Raw genomic sequence first — 26,189 nt, forward strand, 5'->3', positions numbered from 1 at the left:
CCCACCCCGCCTTCGACAGTTTCCTGCGAACTGTCGGGTTGCTCATGGGGTCAGATCCGTTTTCCTGCGGAAAACGGATCTGACCCCGGATTCAATTCGATATCTGACAGATACGATCCACGCAAAGCGTGGATGGTCCAACCGTCACCGGAAAACTGTCGGGGGTGGGGCGGTGTGGGTGGGCAGGACCGTTGGCGCCATGGATGGCGCCATCGAGCCCCCATGGACGGGTTTACGGCGTGTCCTGACCACCCACACCTCCCCGCCCAACTCACAGAAAACCAGAGCCGCTTTTGATCTTGATTTGGCTTCGGCTTCGGCAGGTGCAGGGCGCAGCCCTGCCGAAAACCCTACTTCACCCGACGACCCGAACGGTCGATGCGGAACCACTCTCCGCCTTCCATCGGCGTGTGGCCATCGGCATCCGGCGTACCACGACGGCAACCATTGCAGACCTCGGCCACGCCGTCCTGGAACGGCCATGCGAAATCGAAGGTGCCGGGCACCACCTGGCGGAACGTCAGGTCGAAGTAGCCCACGCGGTTGCCGACGCGGGCGCGCAGCAGGCCTTCCTGCGGCGTTTCCGGGCCGTTGTCCCAGGTCAGCACCGGCAGGCTGCGGCCCTTGCGGTCGACGTAGTGGAAACCCTGGTCGGCGTACACCACTGCCAGGCCGTGGTCGTCGTAATTCAGGTCCTTCAGCGTGTCGGCGCTGATCTTCGGCTGGTGATCGATCACCTCGCAGTTGGGCAGTGGCCACAACCCGTGTTCGTCAGTCAGCAGCTTGCATGCCGGTGCCTGTGCCGCTGCAGTGGCGCTGACCAGCATGCCAAGCAGGGCCAGCGACCGCGCGAAGCGGCCGCTGGCAGCGTCAGAGCGGGCCTGCCGTGCGATCACTTGGCCTCGGCCTTGCGCTCGAACGCGGTCGGTGCCGGCAGCTGCACCGGCACGCCCTTGTCATCGCAGGTGCCGGCCTGGCACAGGCGCTCGCGCAGGGCCGGGGTGGCCTGCACGATCATGTGATAGATCGCGTTCTGTTCCAGCGTGCCGCGGATCGCCTTGCTGCCCGGGCCGCGTGCCCAGATGCCGACGTCCTCGCCACCGTGCGATTCGGACTTCATCGGCACCAGCGCTTCCTGCATGTAGTCCGGATGCTCGGTGTCGACCTCGCGCAGGTTCGGGCGGCCGTTGGCCGGTTCGAAGCTGCTCGGGTTGTGCGGGTAACGCTTCGGGCCAGCCGGCTGCTGGTTGCTGCTGCCGGTGTGGCCCGGGCCGTTGGCGTAGCTCAGCGTGGTGTACGGCTGGCCGGTGCCGTCCAGCGCGTAGTCCAGCTTGCCGGCGCCATCTTCGCCGCCCTTGTCCTTCACCTTGCCCAGGATCGGGTTGCCGCGCGCCGGGTAGCCGACGAAGTTCAGCGTGTGCGAGTGGTCGGCGGTGACGATGATCAGGGTGTCGTCGGCGGAGGTCAGCTCGTTGGCCACGCGCACTGCGTCGGACAGGGCCACGGTCTCGGTCAGTGCACGGTAGGCGTTGCCGCTGTGGTTGGCGTGGTCGATGCGCGCGCCTTCGATCATCAGCACGTAGCCTTCCTGGTGCTTGGCCAGATTCTTGATCGCTGCGGCAGTCAGTTCGGCCAGGCTCGGCTCGCCGCCCGGATCCTGCGGGCGCTCGTACTCGTAGCGCATGTGGTCCGGCTCGAACAGGCCGAGGATGGCCGGTGCGTTGGCGGCGGCGGCCAGCTGCTTGCTGTTCCACACGTAGGCACCCTGCGGGTGTGCCTGCTGCCATTCCTGCACCAGGCTGCGGCCATCCAGGCGCTGGCCGACCTTGTCGTCGTATTCCGGATCGCGCTCTTCCACGGTGGTGAATTCACCGCGGCCGCCACCGAGGGCGACCAGGGGGCCGCGGCCATAGCGTGAGGTCGACAGCAGCTGCTGGGCGATGTCCTTGCAGCCGGCTGCCTTGGCCGCTTCGGTCAGGTCGGTGTCGTTTTCCCAGTTGCGCTCGGGCGAGTGCGCGTAGGTGGCGGCCGGGGTGGCATGGGTCAGGCGCGCGGTGGAGACCACGCCGGTAGCCAGACCGGCGCTGTCGGCCAGCTGCAGCCAGGTCAGCAGGCCCTTGGACAGGCTGTCGGCACAGTCGGTCCGGCTGCCGGCGCTGACGCCGATCGCACCCATGTGGGTCTTCACGCCAGTGGTGATAGCGGTCATGGTGCCGGCCGAATCGGGCGTCTGCGAATCGGTGTTGTAGGTCTTGCTGAATGCCGTGGCCGGGAAGCGCTCCCAGGACAACAGGTTCTCTTCACCGGAGCCACCCTTCTGCTGGCCCTCGTAGATGCGCGAGGCGGCCACGGTGGTCAGGCTCATGCCATCGCCGAGGAACAGGATGACGTTCTTGGCCTTGCCGGACATCGCACCGTTGGCGGCGGCCTGGGCGGCGCCACTGCGATACCACCACTGCGGGGTCTCGCCGGCCGGGTGGGCGACGGGGTCGACGGCGACCTTGAGGCCGGCCGGGGCAGTGGCGGGGGTGGTGCTGGCGCAGGCGCCCAGCAGCAGGGTGGTGGCGCAGGCGGCCAACAGGGAGACGGAACGGCGCATGGACGCTGGGATCTCACAAACTGTAACGGGACGTTCATTATGCCCGCCCTCGCAAGGCACGCCGATGACACACTGATTTGCCGGTCGGGCGGTCGTTCCCCAGCCGTTGATGGGCTATCGTGCCAGCATCCCTTCCTTCCCTCTGGATTGCCTATGAAGCTGGTCTCTGCCTGGCTGCGGATTCCATTCTGGCAGCGCGTGGTCGGTGGCTTCGTGCTCGGCGCGCTGGCCGGCTGGGCGCTCGGCCCGGCCGCGGAAACGTGGTTCGGCCCGCTTGGCGAGCTGTACGTCACCCTGATCAAGATGATCGCGGTGCCGCTGGTGTTCTTCGCGGTCATCAATGCGATCTCGTCGCTGCACGGCCAGAAGTCGGTTGCCGCGCTCAGTGGCCGCACCTTCCTGTGGTTCGTGATCACCGCTGCGTTGGCGGTGTGCGTCGGCCTGGGCGTGGGCACCGTGCTGCAGCCCGGCGCCGGTGGCCTGCAGCTGACGATGGCCAGCAATTACGTGCCGCGCGAAGTGCCCAGCGTGGTGCAGGTGCTGCTGGACGTGGTACCGGCCAATGTCTTCTATGCGCTGTCTGGTATCGGCACCAAGGTCAACGCGGCCGGCGAAACCGTGCTGGCCGCCGGCCGTGGCTCGATCCTGCCGGTCATCTTCTTCGCTGGCTTGGTCGGCTTCGCCATCGTCAAGCTCGGCGAGAAGGTGACCGAGGCGCGCAAGCTGGTCGGCCAGATGAGCGACATCATGATCCAGGTGACCCGCTTCGTGCTGGAAGTCACCCCGATCGGCACCTTTGGCCTGATCGCCGGTCTGGTCGGCAGCTACGGGTTCGAGAAGCTGCTGCCGCTGGGGCATTTCGTGCTGGCCCTGTACGTGGCCTGCGCCCTGCACATCGTGGTGGTCTACAGCGCACTGCTGTTGGCGCACGGACTGAACCCGCTGAAGTTCTTCCGTGGTGCGGCGCCGGGCATGCAGGTTGCGTTCGTCAGCTCTTCCAGCTTCGCGGCGATGCCGGTGGCACTGCGTTCGATCACCCACAACCTGGGCGTGAACAAGGATTACGGTTCGTTTGCGGTGCCGCTGGGCGCCAGCATCAAGATGGACGGCTGCGGTGCCATCTACCCGGCGCTGTGCGCAGTGTTCATCGCGCAGTACAGCGGTGTGCCGCTGACCCCTGAACAGTACGTGGTGGTGCTGATTGCCTCGGTGCTGGGCAGCTTCGGTACGGCCGGTGTTCCGGGTACCGCGGTGATCATGGCTACGGTGGTGCTGAGCGCGGCCAACCTGCCGTTGGAGACGATCGGCTACCTGTATGCCATCGACCGCATCCTCGACATGATGCGCACGATGACGAACGTGACCGGCCAGATGCTGGTGCCGGTGATCGTGGCCAAGGAAACCGGGCTGCTCGACCAGGCGGTGTATGACAATCCGTCCAGCAATGTGGGTGTGGACGACCCCGATCCGACGCCGCCACGCGCCTGAGGGTGTGTGGAGACGACGAAAGGCCCGCCCTGAACGGCGGGCTTTTTGTCTGGGAGCTGGCTGGCGCGGTGGCGATCAAGCCGGGCCTGGTAGATCCACGCCATGCCTGGATGGAGGCGGTGCCGACCAACGGTCGGCCCCCACCAAAGGTCAGTACCCACCGAAGGTCAGTACCCACCAAAGGTCAGTACCCACCAAAGGTCAGTACCCACCAAAGGTCAGTACCCACCAGAGGTCAGTACCCACCAGAGGTCAGTACCCACCAAAGGTCAGTACCCATCAGAGGTCGGTAGATCCACGCCATGCGTGGATGAAGGCGGTGCCGACCAAGATCGGCAGCTACCCACCATTGCGTGGGCTTAACAAAAAAGCCGCTGCAGGGCAGCGGCTTTCTCGTGTCAGGCGGCGTGGTAGCGCCAACCGGCCAGATCAGAGATCGACCCGGCGGGCCTGCATGAACTTGTTGCCCCAGTAGCCGCTGAGCAGGGTGTCCACGCGCACGTCCTTGCCCGAGCTCGGTGCGTGCAGGAAGCGGCCATCACCCACATAGATGCCGACGTGATCGACGCGGCCCTTGCGGCCGAAGAACACCAGGTCACCGGCGGCCAGCGCGGTGCGGTCGTTGATCAGTTCGGCGTTGTCGTCATGTGCCATTTCGCGCGAGACGCGCGGCAGCTCAATGCCCAGGGCCGAGCGGAACACGTAGCCGACCAGACCACTGCAGTCGAAGCCGCTGTCCGGGTTGCTGCCGCCCCAACGGTATGGGGTGCCCAGCAGGGTCATCGCGCGACGCAGCAGCGACTGCACCTTGCCATTGTCGGCCGCGGTGCCGACAACGCTGCCATTGGCAGCGCTGCTGGTGTCGTAGTTGGCGAGGAGGCGGCTGAGGTCACCGGCCACCACGGCCGAGCGGTCCATCAGCGGAATGGTGTCGTTGGCGGCCAGGTGAGGCAGCAGGGCGGCCAGGGTAGCGCTGGCGGCGGCGTCGACGCGGCTGCGTTGCGGAGCGGCAGCCTCGGCCTTGGCGGCCGGTCGGGCGGTGCTCTCGGCCACCGGGGCCGGGCTCACATCGGAACGGTTCGGAGCAGTCTGCGACCAGGCCGGAAGGCTGGTCAGACACAGTGCCAGGCCAAGCAACAGCGGGCGGGCACTACGTGAAGATACGGAAGTCTGGCCTTCGCTTTTCAGGTCGTCAGTCGTCACGCGTCGGTCACAGGAAAAAAACGATGGGGCATCATGCCCTGTAAAAGCGCGGATAAGTTAAAAATTCCGTTAGTAATTCGTTAGTTGCATGGTGATGTTCGTCACAGTTTTGAACATATCGCCTGTTCATTTTAGCGAAGGACGCGTTTCGCCCCTGTGTAGTGGTCCTTCCAGTAGGGACCGCTGAGCGAGTCGAGGCGCACGGTGCCGCCGGTGCTCGGCGCATGCACGAAGCGCCCTTCACCGACATAGATACCGACATGAGTGACGCTGCCGCGGCTGCCGAAGAACACCAGGTCGCCGGTGGCCAGGCGCTGCGGATCGATCTTCGGACCCTGTACCGCCGCCAGGTCGCGCGAGGTTCGCGGCAGTTTCAGGTCCAGCATCTCGCGATAGACATAGGCCACCAGGCCGCTGCAGTCGAAGCCGGAATCCGGGGTGTTGCCGCCATAGCGGTAGGGGGTGCCGACCAGGCTGATGGCACGCATCAGCACCGAGTTGGCCGCCTCGGGGTTGTCCGGCACGGTCTTCGGCCAGTTCGCGGTCGGCGGGGGCGGAGCGGGGCGGGTGGCCTTGCCGCCGCCGCAGGCGGTCATCAGCACGGGCAGAGCCAGCAGCAGGGCCGGGGCGAGGAGCCGGCGCAGGCCGGACGAAACTGGCGTGATGTGCATGTTCTCCGGATAATGCGCCACCTTGGGATTGGCCGTCATGATGGCGGCGTCCCCGCCGGGCGACAACCCGCCCCAACCCGCCTGCCTCCGGCAGATCCAGACAGAGTTGCGCATGAAGATCGAAAAAGACCGCGTTGTCCGCTTCCACTACACCGTTTCCGAAGTCGGCCAGGAGCCGATCGAATCGTCCAAGGACCGCGGCGAGCCGCTGGCGATCCTGATCGGCCACGGCAACATCATCCCGGGCCTGGAGAACGCCATGATGGACAAGGAAGCCGGCGCGACCTTCAGCGTTGACGTCAACGCAGCCGATGCCTACGGCGAGCGCCGCGAGGGCCTGTCCCAGCGCGTGCCGAAGAAGCATTTCGGCAACACCAAGCTGGCTCCGGGCCAGCAGGTCGTGCTGCAGACCAACTTCGGCCCGCGTGCGGTGACCGTGCAGAAGGTCGGCATGAGCGTCGTCGACGTCGACCTGAACCATCCGATGGCCGGCAAGGACCTGCACTTCGACGTGGAAATCGTCGATGTGCGCGAAGCCGGCAAGGAAGAGATCGACCACGGCCACGTCCACGGCGACGGCGGTCACCACCACTGATCGCAGCGCGATCATGATGGCAGCAACGGCCCGCTTCGGCGGGCCATTGCGTTTCTGGAACACGGCGCGGGCATCCATGGCACGCGGGCCGGCGGCATAATGGCGGACCTGCCCGTCGGACGCCCCGTGAACGCCGCTTCTCCTTCCCTGCAGCCGGTGGCTTCCGGCGAACGCATCGCCGTGCTGGACGTGCTGCGCGGTGCTGCGCTGCTGGGCATCCTGCTGATGAACATCGAGGCCTTCAGCGGACCGCTGGACCTGGCCTTCACCGGCATCGACGTGCATTGGCAGGGTATCGACTACTGGGCCGATGCCTTTGTCTACGTGTTCGTGCAGGGGAAGTTCTTCACCCTGTTCTCGTTGCTGTTCGGCGCCGGCTTCGCGGTGATGGCGCAGCGCGCCGAGGCCGCCGGGCGTGACTTCACCCCGTTCTGCCTGCGCCGCAGCGCTGGCCTGCTGCTGATCGGCCTGTGCCACGCGCTGCTGGTCTGGTCCGGCGACATCCTGGTGATGTACGCGTTGGTCTCGTTGCCGTTGCTGGCCTGCCGCGAGGCGCCGCGCAGCTGGCTGCCGTGGATGGGTGTAACGGTCTATCTCGGCGGTGTGGCGATGATGCTGCTGGTCGGCGCGATGGTGTCGATGGCTTCGGCGGAGGACGTGCGGAAGATGCTCACCGACGCGCAGCAGAGCATCGATCTGCAGCGCCTGGTGTACGGGCAGGGCAGCTGGATGCAGGCCAATGCGCAGCGGCTGAGCGAGTTCGGCACGTCGATGGGGGCGATGCTGATCACCGGCCCGGAAGTGCTGGGCATGTTCCTGATCGGCAGCTGGTTTGCCGGCAGCGGCGCGCTGGCCACGCCGGATCGCTTCCCGCGGCTGTATGCGGTGTTGCGTTGGGGGGCGCTGCCCTTCGGCCTGCTGGTCACGCTGCTGGGTGTTGCCTGGAAGCCGTATCTGGCGCCGGGCGCTTACGATCTGCCGGTTACGGCGGCGATGGCGCTGGTGACGATCGGCGGCCTGCCGATGTGCCTGGGTTACCTGGCCTGGATCGTACACTGGCGCGCGCGGCTGGGCTGGCTGGCGCCGGTCGGGCGCATGGCGTTGACCCATTACCTCGGCCAGTCGCTGCTGTGCACCTGGCTGTTCTACCACTACGGCCTGGGCGCGTTCGAAACGATGCCACGCAGCGTACAGTTGATGTTCGCGCTGCTGCTGTTCACCGTGCAGGTGGGCATCTCGCACGTCTGGCTGCGCCGCTTCCGCTTTGGGCCGATGGAATGGCTGTGGCGCGCGATGACCTATCGGCAGTGGCCGCCGATGCGGCGCGAGGCCGGCCAGGGCTGATCGATGCAGGGCGCGCGCGAGGATGTGATCGTGGTCGGCGCCGGTGCCATTGGACTGGCTGCCGCACTCGCGCTGCGTGCACAGGGCCGGCAGGTACGCGTGATCGACCGTGGGCGTGTCGGCGGCGCGACCTCGCATGGCAACTGCGGCACCATCACCCCCAGCCACGCGCCACCGCTGGCAGCGCCTGGCGTGCCGTTGCGCGCGCTGCGCTGGATGCTCGATCCGCGTGCGCCGCTGTACGTGCGTACACGCCTGGACCCAGCATTGTGGCGCTGGCTGCTGCAGTTCGGGGCGCGCTGCAACGCACGCGACTGGCTGCACGCCACGCGGGCACGCGGCGCATTGTTGAATGATTCACGGCTGCGCCTGGCGCAGTGGGTGCAGACGCATGCGCTGGACTGCGAGTTCGAGGCGCGCGGTCTGGACTATGTGTTCGGTGACGCCCGCAATTTCGATCACCACGCTGCCGAGTGTGAGGCGCTGAACGCACAGGGCATTGCCTCGGCGCGCATCGATGGCACCGACTACGCGCGCGACAATCCGGCGTTCCATGATCGCCTTGCCGGTGCGATCCACTTCCCCGGCGATGCCCAGCTGCGTCCGGACCGCTACACCGCCGAACTGGCGCGCGTGCTGCGCGCACAGGGCGTGGTGATCGAAGAACAGTCGGACGTGGAGGATTTCAGCGCCGATGCGCAGGGTGTGCGCGTGCGTGTCGGTGAACGCATGCTGCAGGCGCGAGAGCTGGTGCTGGCGACCGGGCCGTGGTCACCGCGCTGGGCGCGGCAACTGGGTCTGCGCGTGCCGATCCAACCCGGCAAGGGCTACTCGCTGACCTGGTCACGACCGGCGCAGGTGCCGCAGCGTCCAGTCGTGCTGAAGGACCATTCCGTGTTCGTGATCGCCTGGCGCGAAGCGCTGCGGCTGGGCGGCACCATGGAATTCGCCGGTGCCGATCCGCAGCTGCGCACGACCCGCCTGCAGGCCCTGCAGCAGGCCGCCGACCACTACCTGCGCGCGCCACGTGGTGTGCAGTTGCAGGAACAGTGGTGCGGGTGGCGCCCCATGAGCGTGGACGACGTGCCGTTGATCGGCGGCGCGCCCGCGCATCCTCACGTCTGGCTTGCAGCGGGGCATGGCATGCTCGGCATCAGCATGAGCGCCGGCCCCGGCCAGCTGATCGCCGATCTCGTCTGCGGCCGCATGCCGGCGATCGATCCTGCCCCTTACCGACCCGAGCGATTCCGATGAGCACTGCACCCTATGATTACGACCTGATCGTCCTTGGCGGTGGTTCCGCCGGCCTGGCTGGCGCGATCCGCGCCGCGCAGCACGGCAAGCGCGTGGCGTTGCTGGAGCCTGGTGAACTGGGCGGGACCTGCGTCAACGTCGGCTGCGTGCCGAAGAAGGCCATGTGGCTGGCGGCCGACCTGCACGAGCGCATCGGCCTGGCCAGTGCGATGGGTTTCGATGTCAAGGCACGCCCGGCATTGTCGTGGAAGGAGCTGGTGATCCATCGCCAGGCCTACATCAGCAACATCCACACCAGCTACCACAAGCGCCTGGACGAAACCGGCGTGGTGCGCGTTCCGGCGCGCGGTCATCTGCTCGATGCGCATACCGTGGCCTGCAGCGATGGCGTGCGTTACAGCGCTGAACACATCCTGATCGCCACCGGCGCGCACCCGCTGCGGCCTGACATCCCCGGTGCCGAACTGGGCCTGGTCTCCGATGATTTCTTCGATCTGCGCGCGGCACCGGCCGAGGTGGCGATCATCGGTGGCGGTTACATCGCGGTGGAGCTGGCCGGCCTGCTGCAGGCACTGGGCAGCAAGGTGAGCCTGCTGGTGCGTGGCCAGCGGCTGCTGGATCGCTTCGATTACGAGCTGACCGATCAGCTGGCCGAGAACCTGAAGCAGCAGGGCGTGCGCATCCATTTCGGCTATCGCCTGCGCGAACTGCAGCGCGATGGCGAACGCGTACGTGCATTCGGCCATGATGGCCCGCTCGACAGCGTGTTCGACGCGGTGTTCTTTGCCACCGGCCGCCGTGGCAACAGCCGCGATCTGGGCCTGGAAGCGCTCGGCATCGGTATCGGCGAACACCAGCAGGTGCAGGTGGACGAATGGCAGACCACGTGTGTGCCGAGCGTGCACGCGGTGGGCGACATCGCTGGCAAGGTCGGCCTGACCCCGGTGGCGGTGGCCGCTTCGCGGCGGCTGATGGACCGCCTGTTCGGTGGCCGCCCGCAGTCGAAGATGGATTACGAGAACGTGGCCAGCGTGGTGTTCTCGCATCCACCGCTGGGCGCGGTGGGCATGAGCGAAGAAGAGGCGCGCGCGCGGTTCGATCAGGTGAGCGTCTACCACAGCCGTTTCCGTCCGATGCTGCAGGCGCTGGCCAACGGCACCCAGCGCAGCCTGTTCAAGATGGTCTGTGCCGGTCCGGAAGAACGGGTGGTGGGCATCCACCTGCTGGGCGAAGCGGCCGACGAGATCCTGCAGGGCTTTGCGGTGGCGGTGAAGATGGGCGCGACCAAGGCCCAGTTCGACGACACCGTGGCGATCCACCCGACCTCGGCCGAGGAAGTGGTGCTGATGCGCTGAGCTGGACGGTTTTAGAGCCGAGCCTATGCTCGGCTGCGTTCCGTGCAGACAGGGGGCAGCCGAGCGCAGGCTCGGCTCTCCAGGTCACCAGGCGCACCCATGCGACAATGGACGCCCTTGCGCCTTCCCTGGCCGCCCCGTTCGGCCCGCCGTCGTCCTGATGTCCAGCCCCGCTTCCCGTATCGCCACCGCTTCCCCACGCATCGCGCTGGGAGGCATCGGCTTGGCCGCGATCGGCGCCATCGCCGCCTCCGGCAAGGCCATCATCGTCAAGCTCGGCCTGCGTCACGGCGTGGATGCCACCACGCTGCTCGCCTTGCGCATGCTGATGGCGCTACCGCTGTTCGTACTGATCGCACTGTGGGCCGCGCGCCGGGCCGAGCCGCTGACCTGGGCCGACCGTGCCCGCGTGTTGTGGCTGGGCTTCACCGGCTACTACCTGTCCAGTCTGCTCGACTTCCAGGGCCTGCAGTACATCAGCGTGACCCTTGAGCGCCTGATTCTTTACTTGAACCCGACCCTGGTGCTGCTGATCAACGTGCTGCTGGCGCGCCAGCGGCCCGGTCGGTGGCAGATCGGCGCGCTGGTGCTGAGCTATCTGGGCGTGCTGCTCGCCTTCGGCCACGATCTGCAGCGCGAGGGCGGGCAGATCATCGTCGGCAGCCTGCTGGTACTGGGCAGTGCGCTCAGCTACGCGCTGTACCTGTTCGGCAGTGGGCAGGTGGTCGCACGCATCGGCGCGGTGCGGTTGACCGCCTATGCCAGCTGCGTGGCCAGCGTGCTGGTGCTGCTGCATTTCGCGGTGACCCATCCGTTGCCGTTGCTGTGGCAGGCACCGGCGCCAGTGCAATGGCTGTCGCTGGTCAATGCCACCGTGTGCACGGTGCTGCCGGTGCTGGCGATCATGCTGGCGGTGCAGCGCGTGGGTTCGTCGCTGGCCGCGCAGGTCGGTATGCTGGGCCCTGTTTCCACCATCGTGATGAGCCTATGGCTGCTCGACGAACCGATGGGGCCGGCGCAGATCGCCGGCACCGTGCTGGTACTGATCGGCGTTCTGCTGGTGACCCGCCTGCGGCGCTGACGCCGGAGCAGGCGCGTGCCCGCATTCTGGCGGTGATCCGCGCGATCCCCGCAGGGCAGGTGATGGGATACGGCCAGGTGGCGATGCGCGCGGGCCTGCCCGGGCGTGCACGCCTGACCGCGCGCATTCTGGGCCAGAACGACGACCCGGACCTGCCCTGGCACCGCGTGCTGCGCTCGGATGGGCGAATTGCCATGGAAGAAGGGTCGGCCGGATGGCGCGAGCAGTCACAGCGGTTGCGCGCGGAGGGCGTGGTGGTGGAGAACGGCCGGGTGCGGATGCCGGCGGCTGATCCGGCAGCGGCACTGGATGCCGCTGTGTGGGGCCCGGGCTGAGCACCGCTGGCGACTGAACAGGCCGGACCTGAGGGCCGCCAACAAGACACGGTGCTGCGGCTATGATGGAGGCCGTTCCATGCCGGTACTCCCATGTTCCCGCGACTGCCAACCGTCACCAAGGCCCTGCTGATCGCCAATGCGATCCTGTTCCTGCTGCAGCAGCCGTTCCTGCTCGGCATGCAGACCTTCGAGCCGTTCATGCTGCAACCGCTGCAGCAGGGCTTCGATGCGTTCTCGCCGGGGGGCAACTTCCAGCCGTGGCAGCTGCTGACCTATGGCTTCCTGCATGGCAGCTTCGGCCACCTGTTCTTCAACATGCTGGCGGTCTTCATGTTCGGCGCGCCGCTGGAGCAGACCTGGGGCGAGAAGCGCTTCCTGCTGTATTACCTGGTGTGCGTGGCTGGTGCAGGCGTCTGCCAGCTGCTGGTGGGCACGCTGCTGGAAAACCCGGCGACGGTGCTGGGCGCCTCCGGTGGCGTGTTTGGCCTGCTGCTGGCCTACGGCATGCTGTTCCCCAACCAGCGGGTGATGCTGCTGTTCCCGCCGATCCCGATGAAGGCGCGCACATTCGTGATCCTGTTCGGCGTGGGTGAGCTGGTGCTGGGCATGACCGGCTGGCAGCCGGGCGTGGCCCATTTCGCGCACCTGGGCGGCATGCTGTTCGGCTGGTTGCTGATCCGCTACTGGCGCGGGCAGCCGCCGTTCAACAAGCGCCGCCCGCCCGGCCCCCCGAAGCGCCCGAACCATCTGCGCAGCGTGAAGTGAGGCGCGATGCGCCTCGCTTCACGCGGGTAGGTGCCAACCTTGGTTGGCACGCTTTGAATGGGATCATTTGACGCCGTAGGTGCCGACCGTTGGTCGGCACACCTTGTCCCACGCGGGTAGGTGCCAACCTTGGTTGGCACGCTTTGAATGGGACCATTTGACGCTGTGGGTGCCGACCGTTGGTCGCCACACCGCTACAGGTCCCGCAGCACCACCTGCGCCGCATTGTGCCCCGGTGCACCGGTAACACCACCGCCGGGATGGGTACCCGAACCACACAGGTACAGCCCGGGCAGGGCACCGCGATAGCCGGCCTGGCCGACCATCGGCCGCGCCGAGAACAACTGGTTGGCGCTCAGTGCGCCGTGGAAGATGTCGCCGCCGACCAGGCCGAAGGTGCGTTCCAGATCGAGCGGGGACAGCACCTGACGACCGAGCACGCTGTCAGCGAAGCCGGGCGCATAGCGTTCAACGGTAGCGATCATCAGGTCGGCTACCGTCTCGCGGTGGTCATCCCAGTGACGCCCATTAGGAAGTACCGGCGCCACGTGCTGGCAGAACAGGCTGGCCACATGCTGCCCGGGCGGTGCCAGTGAATCGTCCAGCGTACTGGGTATCAGCATTTCCACGATCGGTTCGCGCGACCAACCGTCGCGGCGCGCATCCAGCCAGGCGCGATCCATGTAGTCCAGGCTGGGTGCCATGATGATGCCGGCGCTGAGGTGATCGCCCGGACCGGGCAGGGCGCGGAACTCCGGCAGCCGCGACAGCGCCACGTTCATCCGGAAGGTGCCGGAACCGCAGCGCCAGTTCGTCATGCGTTCGCGTGTGGCAGCCGGTACCTGCGCCGGCTCCAGCAGCTGTTCGTACAGCAGCTTCGGATTGACGTTGGCGACCATCGCGCGTGCACGCAGGGTTTCGCCGTTGGCCAGTTCCACCCCCACGGCGCGGCCCTGTTCGGTCAGTACCCGTCGCACGCCGGCATCCACGCGCAGCTCGGCCCCGGCCTCGCGCGCCGCGCTGGCGATGGCCTGGCTGATCGCGCCCATGCCACCCATCGCATGGCCCCATGCACCCTTCACGCCATTGCACTGGCCGAACACGTGATGCAGCAACACGTAGGCGCTGCCCGGTGTGTATGGACTGGCATAGTTGCCGACGATGCCATCGAAGCCGAACAGCGCCTTGATCGGCTCGCTCTCGAACCAGCGGTCCAGGTATTCCGCCGCCGACAGAGTGAACAGGTCCAGCAGCTCCTGCCGCAGCGGTGCATCCAGCGCCGCCAGTTCGCGGCCGAGCTTCCCCATCTGCCAAAGTGCGGGCAGGCCGCGCCAGCCGCCGGCAACGCCGATGTCCGGTGGCGCGCGGAGAGCCCACGCGCGCAGTACATCGGCGAAGATCTCCAGGCGTGCTTCGTACGCTGGCAGGCGCTGTGCATCCCGAGCGGAGAATCTAGCGACTTCGGCCTGGGTGCGGCCAGGTGCCGACAACAGGTAGCGGTCGTCGGGCAATGGCAGGAAGTTGTTGGCCGGGCGCGTGACAATGCGCAGCCCATGCGCATGCAGTTGCAGGTCTTCGATCACCTTCGGTTGCAACAGCGACACCGTGTACGACGCCACCGAGTTGCGGAAGCCGGGATGGAACTCCTCGGTGACCGCCGCTCCGCCGAGCATGCCGCGCCGTTCAAGGACCAGCACGTGCTTTCCGGCCTTCGCCAGATAGGCCGCACAGACCAGGCCGTTGTGGCCACCCCCGATGATGATTGCATCCCAGGACATCAGCACCTCAAAAAAAGGGGACGGAGGGGATTAAGTCGCAATTCGCACTGGGTCGGCAGCGGTGGGCAGAAACGACTTAATCCCCTCCGTCCCCTTTTTTTATCGCCGCTTCGATGGTGGCGATGTCGATCTTCTTCATCGGCATCATCGCCTTGAAGGCGCGCTTGGCCAGTGCCTTGTCCTTGCTGGTCACTGCTTCGATCAACATGCGCGGGCTGATCTGCCAGGAGATGCCCCAGCGATCCTTGCACCAGCCGCATTGGCTCTCCTGGCCACCGTTGCCGACGAGCGCATTCCACAGGCGGTCGGTCTCGGCCTGGTCCTCGGTCTGGATCTGGAAGGAGAACGCTTCGCTGTGCTTGAACGCGCTGCCGCCGTTGAGGCCGACGCAGGGAATGCCGCAGACGGTGAATTCGACGGTCAGCACATTGCCTTCCTTGCCGTCGGGGTAGTCGCCAGGTGCGTGATGCACGGCGGTCACCGCGCTGTCGGGCAGGAGGCTGGCATAGAAGGTGGCGGCCTCGAGCGCGCCGTTGTCGTACCAGACACAGATGGTGGTCTTGTGTGCCATTTCGGGGCTCCGCGATGGACGAGGCCGCAGCGATAGCACGCCGGGTGTTAAGCCGGGATGGGTATCACGGCGACCGGAGACTGGGGGCGGAAACGGGAGGAGCGGGCTGCAAGCGGCTGATTAATAAACAAAACTTGAACAAAGTTCATGTTTGTATCAAAACTTTTCCTTCAATTTCAATTGGTTATTTTTGTTCAGCTGCCATTGCAAATTAAGAATTGATGAAATTAATATTTGGTTCAGCTACATGGGGCTGTCGCTTCCGTGCAGCAATTCTGCAACTGCAGCCTGATCTTCACCGAATCAAGGAAACTCCATGACCAGCAGCAAGCACGTCGCAAGGTTGAAGCGTACCGCCTTGGCGGTCGTCCTGACTTCTTTCATCGGCGCCGCAGCCGCGCAGAGCACGACCGGTTCGTTGTACGGCAGTGCGCCTGCCGGCACGACCATCGTCGTGCAGAGCGATACGGGCCTGAAACGCTCGGCGACCGTCGACAGCAATGGCCGCTACAACCTAGGCTCGTTGCCGGTGGGCAAGTACACCATCATCCAGCAGCGTGACGGCCAGACCGTCGATCAGCGCGAGAATGTTCTGCTGAAGGTCGGCGTTGGCACCGAGGTGTCGTTTGCCGGTGGCAGCAGTGCCGCCACCACGCTGGAGGCCGTGAACGTCGTCGCGGCGAATGTGCCGAAGATCGATGTCACCAATACGGTGTCCAAGTCGGTCATTACGTCCGAGCAACTGGATGTGTTGCCACTGGGACGTAGCGCCGAAGCCATCGCATTGCTGGCGCCAGGTGTTGTCGCAGGCAGTGGCGCGTTCAGCAATGGCTCGCGTTCGGTGCTGTCTTTCGGTGGTTCCAGTGTTACTGAGAATGCCTACTATCTGAATGGCTTCCTGGCCAACAATCCGCTCAGCAACCTGGGTGGTATCAGCCTGCCCTATGGGTCGATCGACCAGCAGGAAACGTTCATGGGCGGCTACGGAGCGGGATACGGGCGCTCCACCGGTGGTGTGATCAACCAGCTCGGCAAGCGCGGCACCAATGAATGGCATTTCGGCGTGCAGGCCACCTGGGCCCCGGACTCGCTGTCGGCTTCTGCGGCCACTGTCATCTATCCCAATCGCCAGCTGCCAGATGGATACAGCTACACCGATGACTCGTTGCCTGGTTCGCTCTATCGCTACCGCAAGGACGATGTCGCCACGCGTACCACCTACAGTGGCTATGCCAGTGGCCCGCTGATCGAGGATCGTCTGTTCATTCACCTGGCTGCGGAAAAGGACCGCACCGAAGGTGTGTCCACGAACAGCTCTGCAGCAACGCAGCAGGTGCGCAACCACTACACCATTGATGCGCCGAAGTTCTATGGAAAGATCGACTGGAACATCAACGACAGCAACACGCTGGAATACACCCGCGTGCAGAACACCGATCGCAACGGTGGCTACTACCGATCGTTCGACTACGAGGACCTGGCCGAAGGTGATCGCACCGGCACGTTCCCGAACACCACGAAGCTCAAGGACGACTTTGACATCTTCAAGTACACCGGCTACCTGAACGATGACCTGACCCTGAGTGCGGTATGGGGTCGCAGCAAGGAGAGCAATCTGGAGTCGAATCCGCTGGATACGGCCAACCCCTATCTCAGCAGCCCGGGCAATCAGGATCCGTCCATTACCGGTGGCCGCCCCATCCGCAACGACCAGTCGGCGCTCTATACCAAGTCGTCAGATGCGGGCAGCAAGACCCGAGGCCTGCGTGTAGACCTGCAGTACCGCATCGGCAACCACGAGCTGACCGGTGGTATCGATAACATGTACTTCCAGGGGCATAACGAAGGTCAGGCGATGACCGGGCCGGGGTATGCCTGGATCTATGGTCGTGTTGATCCGGCCTCGTCGCCGAATCCGGGCTTTGATATCACCCCGCCGGGCGGCAATGGCTACTTCGTGCAGAAGTACATCTTCTCCACGACCACCAGCATGTCGGTCAAGCAGAAGGCCTACTATCTGGAGGACCGCTGGCAGGTCACGCCGAACTGGTTGGTGACCCTCGGCATCCGCAATGACAAGTTCACCAACTACAACAGTGCGGCCAAGCCTTACGTCGACAGCGGTGACCAGTGGGCGCCGCGTCTGGGCGCGAGCTGGGATGTGTTTGGCGATTCGTCGCTGAAGGTGTTCGCCAACCTGGGCCGCTACTACCTGGCGTTGCCCAACAGCGTTGCCATTCGTGGTGCTTCCGCCTCGACGTTCACCCGCGAGTACTTCACCTATAGCGGAATTGATGCCAACGGCAACCCGACCGGGTTGACCGCTCTGGGCCCGGGCCCGGTGTCAGCCAACAATGAATATGGCCAGACCCCTGATCCGTTGTCGATTGCGCCGACCGACCTGAAGTCGCAGTACCAGGACGAGCTGATCCTTGGCTTCGAGAAGACGCTGGGCGAGCGCTGGAGCTCCGGTGCCAAGTTCACCTATCGTCGCCTGCAGACGGCCATCGACGATACCTGTGACTCCGATCGCATCCACGACAAGCTTGCCGCGATGGGCGTCGACGACAGCAATCTCGATGTCCCGGGCTGTGTGATCTTCAATCCGGGCAAGACCAACACCTTCATGATCCGACACGCGGATGGCTCGGGTTACACGCCGGTGCAGATGAGCTCCGCCGACTGGGGTTACGGCAACAAGAAGGCCAAGCGTGACTACATCGCCGTCGATCTGTTCATCGAGCACCCGCTGAGCGACAAGTGGTACGGACGTCTGGATTACACCTGGTCGCGCAGCTTCGGCAATACCGAAGGCCAGGTGAAGTCGGATATCGGCCAGGATGACGTCTCCAAGACCCAGGACTGGGATGCCGCGGCACTGATGGAATACGCCGGTGGCTATCTGGCGAACGACCGCCGTCACCAGCTGAAGGGCTATGGCGCCTATATGTTCAACGACGAGTGGTCGGCGTCGGCCACCCTGCGGATCATGTCGGGGGCGCCGAAGAGCTGCCTGGGCTACTACGGCACCGATGAGAGTGATCCGCTGGGCTACGACGCGGCCTATCACTATTGCGGTGGCAAGCCGTCGCGTCCGGGTGACGCCGGCCGGCAGCCCTGGACGACCCGCCTGGATCTGGGCGTGATGTATCGCCCTTCGTTTGCCGATCACAAGCTGGCTTTCAGCCTGGATGTTTTCAATGTGCTGAACCAGCGTCGCGCCGTGCAGTCTGACGCGGTCTATGAAGATGGCCCCTACACGGTGTCCAACACCTACGGCATGGGTACCTACTTCAGCGCGCCTCGTTCGGTCCGTGTCAGTGCGTCCTACGACTTCTGATCGCAGCACCTGATCGATCTCTCCAGAAAACGACCTGGACCCCGGCCATGCCGGGGTCCCTTTTTTGGGTCGCCAAGCGAAAAAAAGGGCGCCCGAAGGCGCCCTCTGCATTACCAGTTGCAGCAGTTAGCTCAGCGCCAGACCTTGATCTGCTCGGCTTCGCTGCGCTGCATCGGCTGGCCGGCCTTGCAGCTGAAGGTGGCACCGAACGCCGGCAGGTTGGCCAGCGTGCCGTTGCTGCGCCACAGGCCCGGTGCACGGATGTCGGCGGTCAGGCGACGCACGGCCTCGTTCGGCGACAGCTGCTGCGCCCACAGCGCCGACCAGGCGCGGAAGAAGCCCTGTTGCTGTGCCTGCTTGGCCTTCGGCTCCTGCGCGGTGTACGCGGCCCAGGCCAGTTCCAGACCGGCGATGTCAGCCAGGTTCTCTTCCTGGGTGAGCGTGCCGTTGACCTTGGCACCCTTCACGCCCGGGAAATCGTAGGCGCCGTACTGCGCGGCGACGCGGTTGCCGAGCAGGGTCCAGGCGGTCTTGTCGGCCGGCGTCCACCAGCTGCGCAGTTCGCCCTTGGCATCGACCAGTGCGCCCTTGGCATCGATCGCACGGGTCAGCTCGTGGCCGACCAGGCCACCGAAGCTGCCGAACTTGTCGGCAGCGTCGGCCTTGGCGTTGAACACCGGCCCCTGCAGGATCGCAGCGGTGACGATCAGGCGGTTCTGCGCCAGGTCATAGGCCAGCGACGGCTGCTGCGGCAGCACGTCCCAGCGGCGGTCGGCGTTGCCCTTGCCGATGCGCTTCATTTCCTCACGGTGGCGCCAGGTCGACGCGATCAGCATGTTGCCGCCAAACGAACCACGGCCCATCGGCTGCACGCTGTAGTCGAGATCACGCAGCGGGGTACCGATCTCGATCTTCAGCGCGGCCAGCTTGGCCTGCGCTTCGGTCTTGGCTTCGGCACTCATCCAGCTGCTGTTCTTGACCGCTTCGATCTGCACTTCGCGCACCTTGTCGACGATCCATGCGGCCTGGCGACGGTCTTCGGCCGACAGGTAACGGGCGGCGTATTCGCGACCGAGCATCGGGCCGGCGGCCACGTTGATCGCCTCCAGCACGTCTGCCCAGCGCTGCGGTGGCAGGGTTTCGCCACGCAGCACGCGGCCACGGAATTCGAATTCGGCGTCGCGATAGGCTTTGGACAGGTACGGCGCCATCGAGTCGCCCACGCGCCAGCGCAGGTAGGCCTTCCACTGGTCCGACTTGAGCTTGGTGACCATGCCGTCGAGCTGCTTGAACAGGCCCGGGTCGGCCAGCGAGACCAGGTCGTCATCCACGCCCTGTGCCTTCAGGAAGGCATCCAGCTGCAGATTGCGGTAACGGCTGTTGAGCTCCTTGGTGGAGATCGGCGCGTAGTTGTTGAACGGGTTGTTGATGCCGGCCAGCGACTGCGCATTGCGCGCCAGTTCGGTTTCCAGCGCGATCACCGCCTGCGACTCGGCATCCAGCTTGGCGGCCGGGGTGCCGGTCAGCGCCAGGATCTGCTTGACGTAGGCGCGGTAGCGGCCCATCAGCGCCACGGTGTCGGCGTCGGTGCGGGTATAGAACGCCGGGTCCGGCAGGCCCATGCCGCCCTGCATGAAGTAACCGATGTGGCGGTCCAGCGCCTTCAGGTCCACGTCCGGGCCGAAGTTGAAGGCCACCGGGATGCCGACCTGGTGCAGCGCGGCGATCGAGGCCGGCACATCCTTGGCCTTCTTGATCGCGTTGATGCGGGTCAGCAGCGGGGCGATCGGATTGGATCCGTCGGCTTCCACGGCGGCTTCGTCCAGGCCGCTGGCCCAGAAGTCGCCCAGCAGTTTCTGCACGTTGCCCTGCGGCGCCTTCATCGCTGCGTCGAGCAGTTCACGCTGCTGCTGGCGGCTGCGGTCGACCAGCTGGCCCAGCGCGGTGGTGGCACCGGTCTGTGGCACCGGGTTGGCCTTCAGCCAGCCTGCGTTGGTGGCGTCATAGAAGTCGCTGCACTGGGCGCTGACGGCCGGGGCGCGCGCGGCCTTCTTCTTGGCGGCGGCGAACGCATCATGGGTCGGGACCAGGGTCGCCAGGCTGATGCCCAGGGCGATGGCAAGCGGACGGAAATTGGGCATGTGGAACGAATCCGTGATGGATTGAGGGCGCGCGCACTATAGCAAGCCGCGCATCGACGCGGCATGCACGCATCACGCTGCTTTCGCCGACCAGGGGCGGCCGCTAGCGGGGAGCGCCGAGATCATTGGATCCACACCATGTGTGGATGAAAAACACCCCGGAAAAACAAAGGCCCGGGAATTCCCGGACCTCTGCAGGTCTGCCGCGGCGTCAGCCGTGGCTTACCAGATCACCACCTGCTGGTCGCCGCTGCGGGCCATCGGCGAACCGGCCTTGCACTGGAACGCGGCCGCGAAGGTCGGCAGGTTCGACGGCGCACCCATGGCGCGGAACTGCGCGGGGGCGTGCGGGTCGGTCGCCAGGCGGACCTTGGCGTTCTCCGGGGTGTACTTGGTGCGCCACACGGTGGCCCAGTTGAAGAAGAAGCGCTGGTCGCGGGTGAAGCCGTCCACCTTCGGGTCTTCCTTGCCGGCGCTGGCCTTCTGCAGGGCATCGTAGGCGGTAGCCAGGCCGCCCAGGTCGGCGATGTTCTCACCCAGGGTCAGGTGGCCGTTCACCGCCTGGCCGTCGACCTTGTACTGGTCGAACTGCTTGACCAGCTTGCCGGTCAGGCCTTCGAAGTTCTTCTTGTCAGCGGCGGTCCACCAGTCTTCCATGTTGCCGGTCGGCCCGAAACGTGCGCCCTGGTCGTCGTAACCGTGGGTCATTTCGTGGCCGATCACCGCGCCGATGCCGCCGTAGTTCAGTGCGTCGTCGGCCTTCGGATCGAAGAACGGCGGCTGCAGGATGGCGGCCGGGAACACGATCTCGTTCTGCAGCGGGTTGTAGTAGGCGTTGACCGTCTGCGGGGTCATGCCCCACTCGGTCTTGTCCACCGGCTTGCCGATCTTGGACAGGTTGAACTTGTAGTTGAATTCGTTGGCCGCGCGCACGTTGCCCAGGAAGCTGTCGCGCTGGGTCTGCAGGCCCGACCAGTCACGCCACTTGTCCGGGTAGCCGATCTTCGGGGTGAAGGTTTCCCACTTGGCGATGGCCTTGGCCTTGGTTTCATCGCTCATCCAGCTCAGGCCCTGGATGCGGTCCTTCAGCGAGGCGGCCAGGTTCTTCACCAGTTCTTCCATCTTCGCCTTGGCTTCCGGCGAGAAGGCCACCTTCACGTACAGCTGGCCGAAGGCTTCACCGGCGTCATTCTCGATGGTGCCCAGCACACGCTTCCAGCGCGGCTTCTGCTCCTTCTGGCCGTTGAGGGTCTTGCCGTAGAACTCGTAGTTCTCCTGCACGAAGGCGTCGGCCAGGTACGGCGAGGCGCTGTCCACGGTGTGGAAGCGCAGGTAGGCACGCCACACCGACGGATCGGTGTCGCCCAGCGCCTTGCTCACTTCCTCATGGAAGGCCGGCATGGCCAGCGAGAACTTCTCCGGTGCGGCCACGCCCTGCGACTTGAAGAACTCGGTCCAGCTGAAGTTCGGGGTCAGCTTGTCCGCGTCGGCCACGGTGACCGGGTTGTAGTACAGCTCGACGTTGCGCGACAGTTCGACGCGCGACTTGGACGCCTTGGCCAGGCGGGTTTCGAACTTGACCACGTCCTCGGCCTGCTTGGCAGCGTCGGCAGCAGCGACGCCGGACAACTCCAGCACCTTGGCGACGTGCGCCTGGTAGGCCTTCAGCTTGTCGGCGTTCTTGGCATCGGTGTAGTAGGTGCTGTCCGGCAGGCCCAGGCCGCCCTGGCTGGCGTAGGCCATGTTCACGGCCGAGTTCTTGAAGTCGGCTTCGGCGCCGAAGCCGAACAGGACGTTGTCACCCTTGGCGGCGCTGGAGCGCAGGTAATTAGCGATGGCCGCCTTGTCCTGCAGGCCATCGATCACGGTCAGGTCGGCCTTCAGCGGCTCGATGCCCTGGGCGTTGATCTTGGCCTCGTCCATGCCGGTGGCCCACAGGTCGCCGACGATCTTCTCGATGTGGTTCGGAGTCTTCACCTGTGCCACCTGCTCGGCCAGCTGGTGCTGCACGGCCACCGAGCGCTCGTCGAGGATGGTGAACGCGCCCCAGCTGGTGCGGTCGCCCGGGATTTCATTGGCGGCCAGCCACTTGCTGTTGACGTAGTCGCCGAAGGCGCCGCAGGCGTCCTTGCTGGTATCGAGGTCGCTGGGCTGGAAGGCGTTGTAGGCCGGCAGCTTGCTCTCGTCCAGGGTGTACTGGGTGGCTTCGGCCGCAGCCGGCGTGGAGGCGGTGGCGTCCTTGGCCGGGGTTTCGTTCTTGCCGCAGCCAACCAGCGCGGCCGAAACGGCCAGGGTCAGCAGCACGATCTTGGGAGTACGGGTCACTTTGATGGCCTCCAGGCCGAGTGAGTCAGGGAAGGGCCGCAGGGACGGCCGTGGGCCGAACGATACGCCGCCGGCCTGCCCTGCAAGGGTGTCGAAGGTCATGGCCGGGCGCAAGGGGCCGACGGCGACGCGCCACGAAAGGAAAAAAGAAGGGCCCGTGCGGATCGCACGGGCCCTCGGGGTCAACGATGCTGCCGGATGATCAGAAATCGTATCGGGCAGTGAAGCGGAAGTAGCGCGGGGTCGAGTAGTTCAGGTCACGACCGTACTCCGGGTTGTAGTCCGCTGCGCCGCGGTACGGCGAGGCGGCGTAACGCGAGTACGTGCTGCCAGCCACCTGGCGATTCAGCACGTTGATCACATCGGCCTGCAGGGTCAGGCCCTTCGCCCAATCCGGCGTGTACGCGACATTCAGCCCCAGGTTGAACTGCCACGGCGCCTTGCCGTGCGAACCGCGCGGCGAGGAACCGTAGTCCGCCGACGGCGGCACGTAACCGGCCGTGCCCGGTGTGGTGCCGCTGCCCGGCAGGCCGCAGTACCAATAGTAGGAGCCATCGTAGAGGCCCTTGTCTGGGGTCGGGTACATGCTGGTGCAGTTGTTCGGACGACCTTCGGCAACGGTCAGGCTGCCACCCACGCGCCACTCGGGGGTCAGCTTCATGTAGCCGAACGCCTTGAGCACATGGCCACGGTGGTTCGGCAGCAGCCCATTGGCGCCCTGCATCAGCTGCGGCAGATCCCAGTCCTGGGTGACCGACACATCTTCCTGGCCACCGGTACCGGTATCCAGGTCGGAGTTCAGCTGGCCTTCGGTATTGCCGTAGTTGCGGCTGAAGGTGTACATGACCTTGCCGTACCAGTTGTCCGTACGCTTCTCCAGGAACAGATCCAGCGCGTAGTACTTGCGCTTGAGCTTGGGCAGGCCAAGGTCAGCTGCCGAATAGTGCACCTTCTCGTAGCTGCCATCGGCCTGTTCTTCCCAGAAGGTGTTGCCCACGCCGGGGTTGAACAGGAAGCATGCGCCGCCCAGCGCGGGGGTGCAGGTGTCGTCGATCGCGCTCTTCAGTTCGCGGTAGGTGAACTTCGCGCCCCAGACGGTATCAGCCGCAAGCTGCTGCTCCATGCCAATGATGTACTCGTCCTGGTAGTGCGACTTCATGTCCACTGCGGCCAAGGTGCGCGGATTCGGCGCACTGCCGCATTCCAGGTTGCTGGCGACAGCGTTGGTGCCCGGGCACAGGTACCCCTTCGAGGCATCGACCGGAATGGAATTGAGCCCCGTCGGTGCACCGGTGGTCGGATCGACGCCGGTGTAGGTGAAGTACTCGTTGGTGTTGAGCGAGCCGGAGGCTGCACGCACTGCCACGTTGTTCGGCATGGCCAGGTGGTAGCGACCGGCATTGGCGAACAACTTCAGCGACGAGTCGCCATGAACGTCCCAGGCCACGCCCAGACGCGGTGCCAGCTGCGTCTTCTGGCTCGCATACTTCTCGCCCGTGCCGGTGTAGTTGGTGAACTGTTCGTTGCGCAGACCCAGCGATAGCAAAACGTTGTCCGAAACCTGCCAGCGGTCTTCGATGTACTGCGAGGCCTGCTCGGTCTTCGGCTGTGCCAGCTTGGTGCTGTAAAGGCGATAGACGTAGTAGCCCTGTGCGCCCAGGCCGCCACCGGAAGCTGCCGAGCTCACGCCGTGCGATGCATCGATCGGGGTGTTCGGGTTGGTGGAGCGACGATAGATCCAGCCGTAGCCACCCGGATACTCGGTGCCGGTCAGCGACTCTGCATCCTGGCGGTCGAAGCCGAAGCGGAGTTCATGGTTGCCCAGACGCCAGGTCAGGTCGATACGCCCGCCCTTGGTCTCGTCGAAGGCGCCGTCGGCGTTGACCAGCGAGGTCGTGCTCTGGCAGCCGCTGTAGTTCAGGCCCGGCACGCGTGCAGTGGTTCCGGCACTGATGTACGGGCAGCTTGCGTCGTAGTTGTACAGGCCCTGCGAGTGTTCGATCTTCTGGCGACCGTACAGCGCCGACAGGGTCAGGTTGTCGGTCAGGTAGCCGGTGTACTTGCCGATGTAGAGTTTGGAGTCTTCCTTGGTGCTGATGCCGCCGGTCTGCACGTCGCCATGTGTGAACTTGTTGTAGTCGAACGAGTAGTACTCGGCGTCGTACTTGGTAACGTCAGACACACCTGTCAGCTCGATGACGTGGTTGTCGGTGATGTTCCAGTCGATCTTCGCCGTCCAGCGCGGATATTCATAGGTGTACTCGTTCCAACCGCGGGTCAGGTTGGCCGGGCTGGTGTTGGTCGCGTAGCGGGCGCTGGTGCCGTCAGTCTTGGTGAACTCGCCGTTGACGAAGAAGAACAGCTTGTCCTGGACGATCGGGCCGCCGACATAGGCACCGGTGGTGTTCTGCCAGGAGTTGTTCTTGTTGCGGTACTGATACAGCTTGCCATCGGTCTGGTAAGCCGCGCCGCGCGGATCATTGGCGGTGAAGTGGCCGGTGTTGGCGTAATACATGTTGCGCGGAGATGCACGCAGCGATTCCGGGCTCCAGATCTCGTACGCGCCGGCCTTCCATTCGTTGGTGCCGCGACGGGTCACGATGTTGACCACGCCACCGGTGGAGCGCCCAAAGTCCGCGCCATAGCCGCCGGTGAGGACCTGTTCCTGGGCGATGGCCTCAAAGGGCAGTGTGGTCGAGCCGATGCTGGTCAGCGGGTTGGTTACCGCAAAGCCGTTGATGTAATAGGCATTCTCCGACGCAGCAGAACCGCCGAAGCTGGGTACGCCGCTGTAGCTGTTGCTGGCGATCGCACCGGGTGCCAGCAGGGCAACAGCAGTGATGTCGCGCGGCAGCGGAAGGCTGCGCAGGTCTTCGTAGCTGAAGACGGTCCGGGTATCGACCTGCGAAACGTCGATCGATGCCATCGACGCGGCGCGCACCACGATGCCGTCCAGATCAGTCGCCTTGCCGCCGGCGAAGGAGACCTCGGTGCCGGAGGCGATGTTGACCGCCACGTCATTCTGTGTCGTGACCGTGGCACCGTCACGGCGCAGTTCCACCGAGTAGCGGCCGTTGGGCAGGTCGGACACGCGGTAACGACCATTGGCATCAACCGGCAGGGTGCGCGTGGCGCCGGTCCCCAGGTTGCGGACAACCACGCTCGAACCCGTGCCGGCCGGCGCCTGGCCGTAGATGTAACCGGTCACGGACTGAGCGTGGGCGATCGAGAAAAGGCAACCAGACAGGGCGGTAGCCAGCGCCGCGCGGCGCCAGAACTTCGTTTGCATCAGGACTCTCTCCGGGGTGTAGTGGGTGCGCCTCGTGGCCAAACAGGAACGC

Annotated in this window: 18 protein-coding genes; 9 read left to right on the forward strand and 9 right to left on the reverse strand. The window is 65.3% G+C overall.

Annotated features, from left to right (window positions below; genetic code table 11):
- Positions 1-350 precede the first annotated feature (350 nt).
- On the reverse strand, positions 351-896 hold the full coding sequence (locus JLDANKMP_RS06485) for a WG repeat-containing protein (RefSeq protein WP_212560760.1): 546 nt from the start codon (positions 894-896) through the stop codon (positions 351-353).
- Complete coding sequence (locus JLDANKMP_RS06490; RefSeq protein WP_212560761.1) at positions 893-2,599, reverse strand: alkaline phosphatase; 1,707 nt, start codon at positions 2,597-2,599, stop codon at positions 893-895. The genes JLDANKMP_RS06485 and JLDANKMP_RS06490 overlap by 4 nt, the downstream gene beginning before the upstream one ends.
- 153 nt (positions 2,600-2,752) lie before the next feature.
- Here JLDANKMP_RS06490 and JLDANKMP_RS06495 point away from each other — a divergent pair, with 153 nt between their 5' ends.
- The gene (locus JLDANKMP_RS06495; RefSeq protein ID WP_019660634.1) at positions 2,753-4,087 is read left to right on the forward strand and encodes a dicarboxylate/amino acid:cation symporter; all 1,335 of its coding nucleotides are present in this window, start codon (positions 2,753-2,755) and stop codon (positions 4,085-4,087) included.
- A 429-nt stretch (positions 4,088-4,516) separates the two neighbouring features.
- Here the strand turns inward: JLDANKMP_RS06495 and JLDANKMP_RS06500 are convergent, their stop codons facing one another.
- Together JLDANKMP_RS06500 and JLDANKMP_RS06505 are read right to left on the reverse strand one after the other, a co-directional pair.
- On the reverse strand, positions 4,517-5,224 hold the full coding sequence (locus JLDANKMP_RS06500; protein ID WP_223846497.1) for a C40 family peptidase: 708 nt from the start codon (positions 5,222-5,224) through the stop codon (positions 4,517-4,519).
- Positions 5,225-5,421: 197 nt separating this feature from the next.
- Positions 5,422-6,000 carry a C40 family peptidase gene (locus JLDANKMP_RS06505; RefSeq protein WP_005410516.1) on the reverse strand — a complete coding sequence of 193 codons (579 nt, stop codon included), beginning with the start codon at positions 5,998-6,000 and terminating at the stop codon, positions 5,422-5,424.
- Between the two features lie 73 nt (positions 6,001-6,073).
- On the opposite strand from JLDANKMP_RS06505, the gene JLDANKMP_RS06510 reads away from it, so the two are divergent.
- From JLDANKMP_RS06510 to JLDANKMP_RS06540, 7 genes are all read left to right on the forward strand, one after another.
- On the forward strand, positions 6,074-6,556 hold the full coding sequence (locus JLDANKMP_RS06510; RefSeq protein WP_012480915.1) for a peptidylprolyl isomerase: 483 nt from the start codon (positions 6,074-6,076) through the stop codon (positions 6,554-6,556).
- Positions 6,557-6,655: 99 nt separating this feature from the next.
- Positions 6,656-7,900: a DUF418 domain-containing protein gene (locus JLDANKMP_RS06515; RefSeq protein ID WP_212560762.1), complete on the forward strand. Its 1,245-nt coding sequence runs from the start codon at positions 6,656-6,658 to the stop codon at positions 7,898-7,900.
- A gap of 3 nt (positions 7,901-7,903) precedes the next feature.
- On the forward strand, positions 7,904-9,154 hold the full coding sequence (locus JLDANKMP_RS06520; RefSeq protein ID WP_212560763.1) for an FAD-dependent oxidoreductase: 1,251 nt from the start codon (positions 7,904-7,906) through the stop codon (positions 9,152-9,154).
- Positions 9,151-10,509: a glutathione-disulfide reductase gene (gorA, locus tag JLDANKMP_RS06525; RefSeq protein WP_099529711.1), complete on the forward strand. Its 1,359-nt coding sequence runs from the start codon at positions 9,151-9,153 to the stop codon at positions 10,507-10,509. The genes JLDANKMP_RS06520 and gorA overlap by 4 nt, the downstream gene beginning before the upstream one ends.
- 160 nt (positions 10,510-10,669) lie before the next feature.
- Complete coding sequence (locus tag JLDANKMP_RS06530; RefSeq protein WP_212560764.1) at positions 10,670-11,590, forward strand: DMT family transporter; 921 nt, start codon at positions 10,670-10,672, stop codon at positions 11,588-11,590.
- Positions 11,587-11,925, forward strand: a complete 339-nt coding sequence (locus tag JLDANKMP_RS06535; RefSeq protein WP_223846496.1) for an MGMT family protein — start codon at positions 11,587-11,589, stop codon at positions 11,923-11,925. The genes JLDANKMP_RS06530 and JLDANKMP_RS06535 overlap by 4 nt, the downstream gene beginning before the upstream one ends.
- 93 nt (positions 11,926-12,018) lie before the next feature.
- Positions 12,019-12,693: a rhomboid family intramembrane serine protease gene (locus JLDANKMP_RS06540; RefSeq protein ID WP_005410509.1), complete on the forward strand. Its 675-nt coding sequence runs from the start codon at positions 12,019-12,021 to the stop codon at positions 12,691-12,693.
- A 194-nt stretch (positions 12,694-12,887) separates the two neighbouring features.
- On the opposite strand, the gene JLDANKMP_RS06545 is transcribed toward JLDANKMP_RS06540, so the two are convergent.
- Together JLDANKMP_RS06545 and JLDANKMP_RS06550 are read right to left on the reverse strand one after the other, a co-directional pair.
- On the reverse strand, positions 12,888-14,471 hold the full coding sequence (locus JLDANKMP_RS06545) for an NAD(P)/FAD-dependent oxidoreductase (RefSeq protein ID WP_212560765.1): 1,584 nt from the start codon (positions 14,469-14,471) through the stop codon (positions 12,888-12,890).
- Between the two features lie 76 nt (positions 14,472-14,547).
- Entirely contained in the window at positions 14,548-15,042 is a 495-nt protein-coding gene (locus JLDANKMP_RS06550) for a VOC family protein (RefSeq protein WP_212560766.1), read from the reverse strand.
- A gap of 316 nt (positions 15,043-15,358) precedes the next feature.
- Here JLDANKMP_RS06550 and JLDANKMP_RS06555 point away from each other — a divergent pair, with 316 nt between their 5' ends.
- The gene (locus JLDANKMP_RS06555; protein ID WP_005410506.1) at positions 15,359-18,382 is read left to right on the forward strand and encodes a TonB-dependent receptor; all 3,024 of its coding nucleotides are present in this window, start codon (positions 15,359-15,361) and stop codon (positions 18,380-18,382) included.
- A 131-nt stretch (positions 18,383-18,513) separates the two neighbouring features.
- On the opposite strand, the gene JLDANKMP_RS06560 is transcribed toward JLDANKMP_RS06555, so the two are convergent.
- The 3 genes from JLDANKMP_RS06560 to JLDANKMP_RS06570 all read right to left on the reverse strand — a co-directional run bounded on the left by JLDANKMP_RS06560 (position 18,514) and on the right by JLDANKMP_RS06570 (position 26,137).
- Positions 18,514-20,523, reverse strand: coding sequence for a M13 family metallopeptidase (locus JLDANKMP_RS06560; protein ID WP_212560767.1), 2,010 nt, complete (start codon positions 20,521-20,523; stop codon positions 18,514-18,516).
- A 222-nt stretch (positions 20,524-20,745) separates the two neighbouring features.
- Complete coding sequence (locus JLDANKMP_RS06565) at positions 20,746-22,848, reverse strand: M13-type metalloendopeptidase (RefSeq protein ID WP_212560768.1); 2,103 nt, start codon at positions 22,846-22,848, stop codon at positions 20,746-20,748.
- Positions 22,849-23,050: 202 nt separating this feature from the next.
- Positions 23,051-26,137: a carboxypeptidase regulatory-like domain-containing protein gene (locus tag JLDANKMP_RS06570; protein WP_212560769.1), complete on the reverse strand. Its 3,087-nt coding sequence runs from the start codon at positions 26,135-26,137 to the stop codon at positions 23,051-23,053.
- Positions 26,138-26,189: the final 52 nt, after the last annotated feature.

The sequence above is a fragment of the Stenotrophomonas sp. PE591 genome (assembly GCF_018320795.1).
Classification (GTDB): Bacteria; Pseudomonadota; Gammaproteobacteria; order Xanthomonadales; family Xanthomonadaceae; genus Stenotrophomonas; species Stenotrophomonas maltophilia.

Coding starts and splice junctions, on each gene's coding strand:
- gorA (WP_099529711.1), top strand. CDS start 9,151: ATGAGCACTGCACCCTATGATTACGACCTGATCGTCCTTGGCGGTGGT.
- JLDANKMP_RS06520 (WP_212560763.1), top strand. CDS start 7,904: ATGCAGGGCGCGCGCGAGGATGTGATCGTGGTCGGCGCCGGTGCCATT.
- JLDANKMP_RS06505 (WP_005410516.1), bottom strand. CDS start 6,000: ATGACGGCCAATCCCAAGGTGGCGCATTATCCGGAGAACATGCACATC.
- JLDANKMP_RS06495 (WP_019660634.1), top strand. CDS start 2,753: ATGAAGCTGGTCTCTGCCTGGCTGCGGATTCCATTCTGGCAGCGCGTG.
- JLDANKMP_RS06545 (WP_212560765.1), bottom strand. CDS start 14,471: ATGTCCTGGGATGCAATCATCATCGGGGGTGGCCACAACGGCCTGGTC.
- JLDANKMP_RS06555 (WP_005410506.1), top strand. CDS start 15,359: ATGACCAGCAGCAAGCACGTCGCAAGGTTGAAGCGTACCGCCTTGGCG.
- JLDANKMP_RS06550 (WP_212560766.1), bottom strand. CDS start 15,042: ATGGCACACAAGACCACCATCTGTGTCTGGTACGACAACGGCGCGCTC.
- JLDANKMP_RS06570 (WP_212560769.1), bottom strand. CDS start 26,137: ATGCAAACGAAGTTCTGGCGCCGCGCGGCGCTGGCTACCGCCCTGTCT.
- JLDANKMP_RS06530 (WP_212560764.1), top strand. CDS start 10,670: ATGTCCAGCCCCGCTTCCCGTATCGCCACCGCTTCCCCACGCATCGCG.
- JLDANKMP_RS06540 (WP_005410509.1), top strand. CDS start 12,019: ATGTTCCCGCGACTGCCAACCGTCACCAAGGCCCTGCTGATCGCCAAT.
- JLDANKMP_RS06510 (WP_012480915.1), top strand. CDS start 6,074: ATGAAGATCGAAAAAGACCGCGTTGTCCGCTTCCACTACACCGTTTCC.
- JLDANKMP_RS06515 (WP_212560762.1), top strand. CDS start 6,656: ATGGCGGACCTGCCCGTCGGACGCCCCGTGAACGCCGCTTCTCCTTCC.
- JLDANKMP_RS06560 (WP_212560767.1), bottom strand. CDS start 20,523: ATGCCCAATTTCCGTCCGCTTGCCATCGCCCTGGGCATCAGCCTGGCG.
- JLDANKMP_RS06490 (WP_212560761.1), bottom strand. CDS start 2,599: ATGCGCCGTTCCGTCTCCCTGTTGGCCGCCTGCGCCACCACCCTGCTG.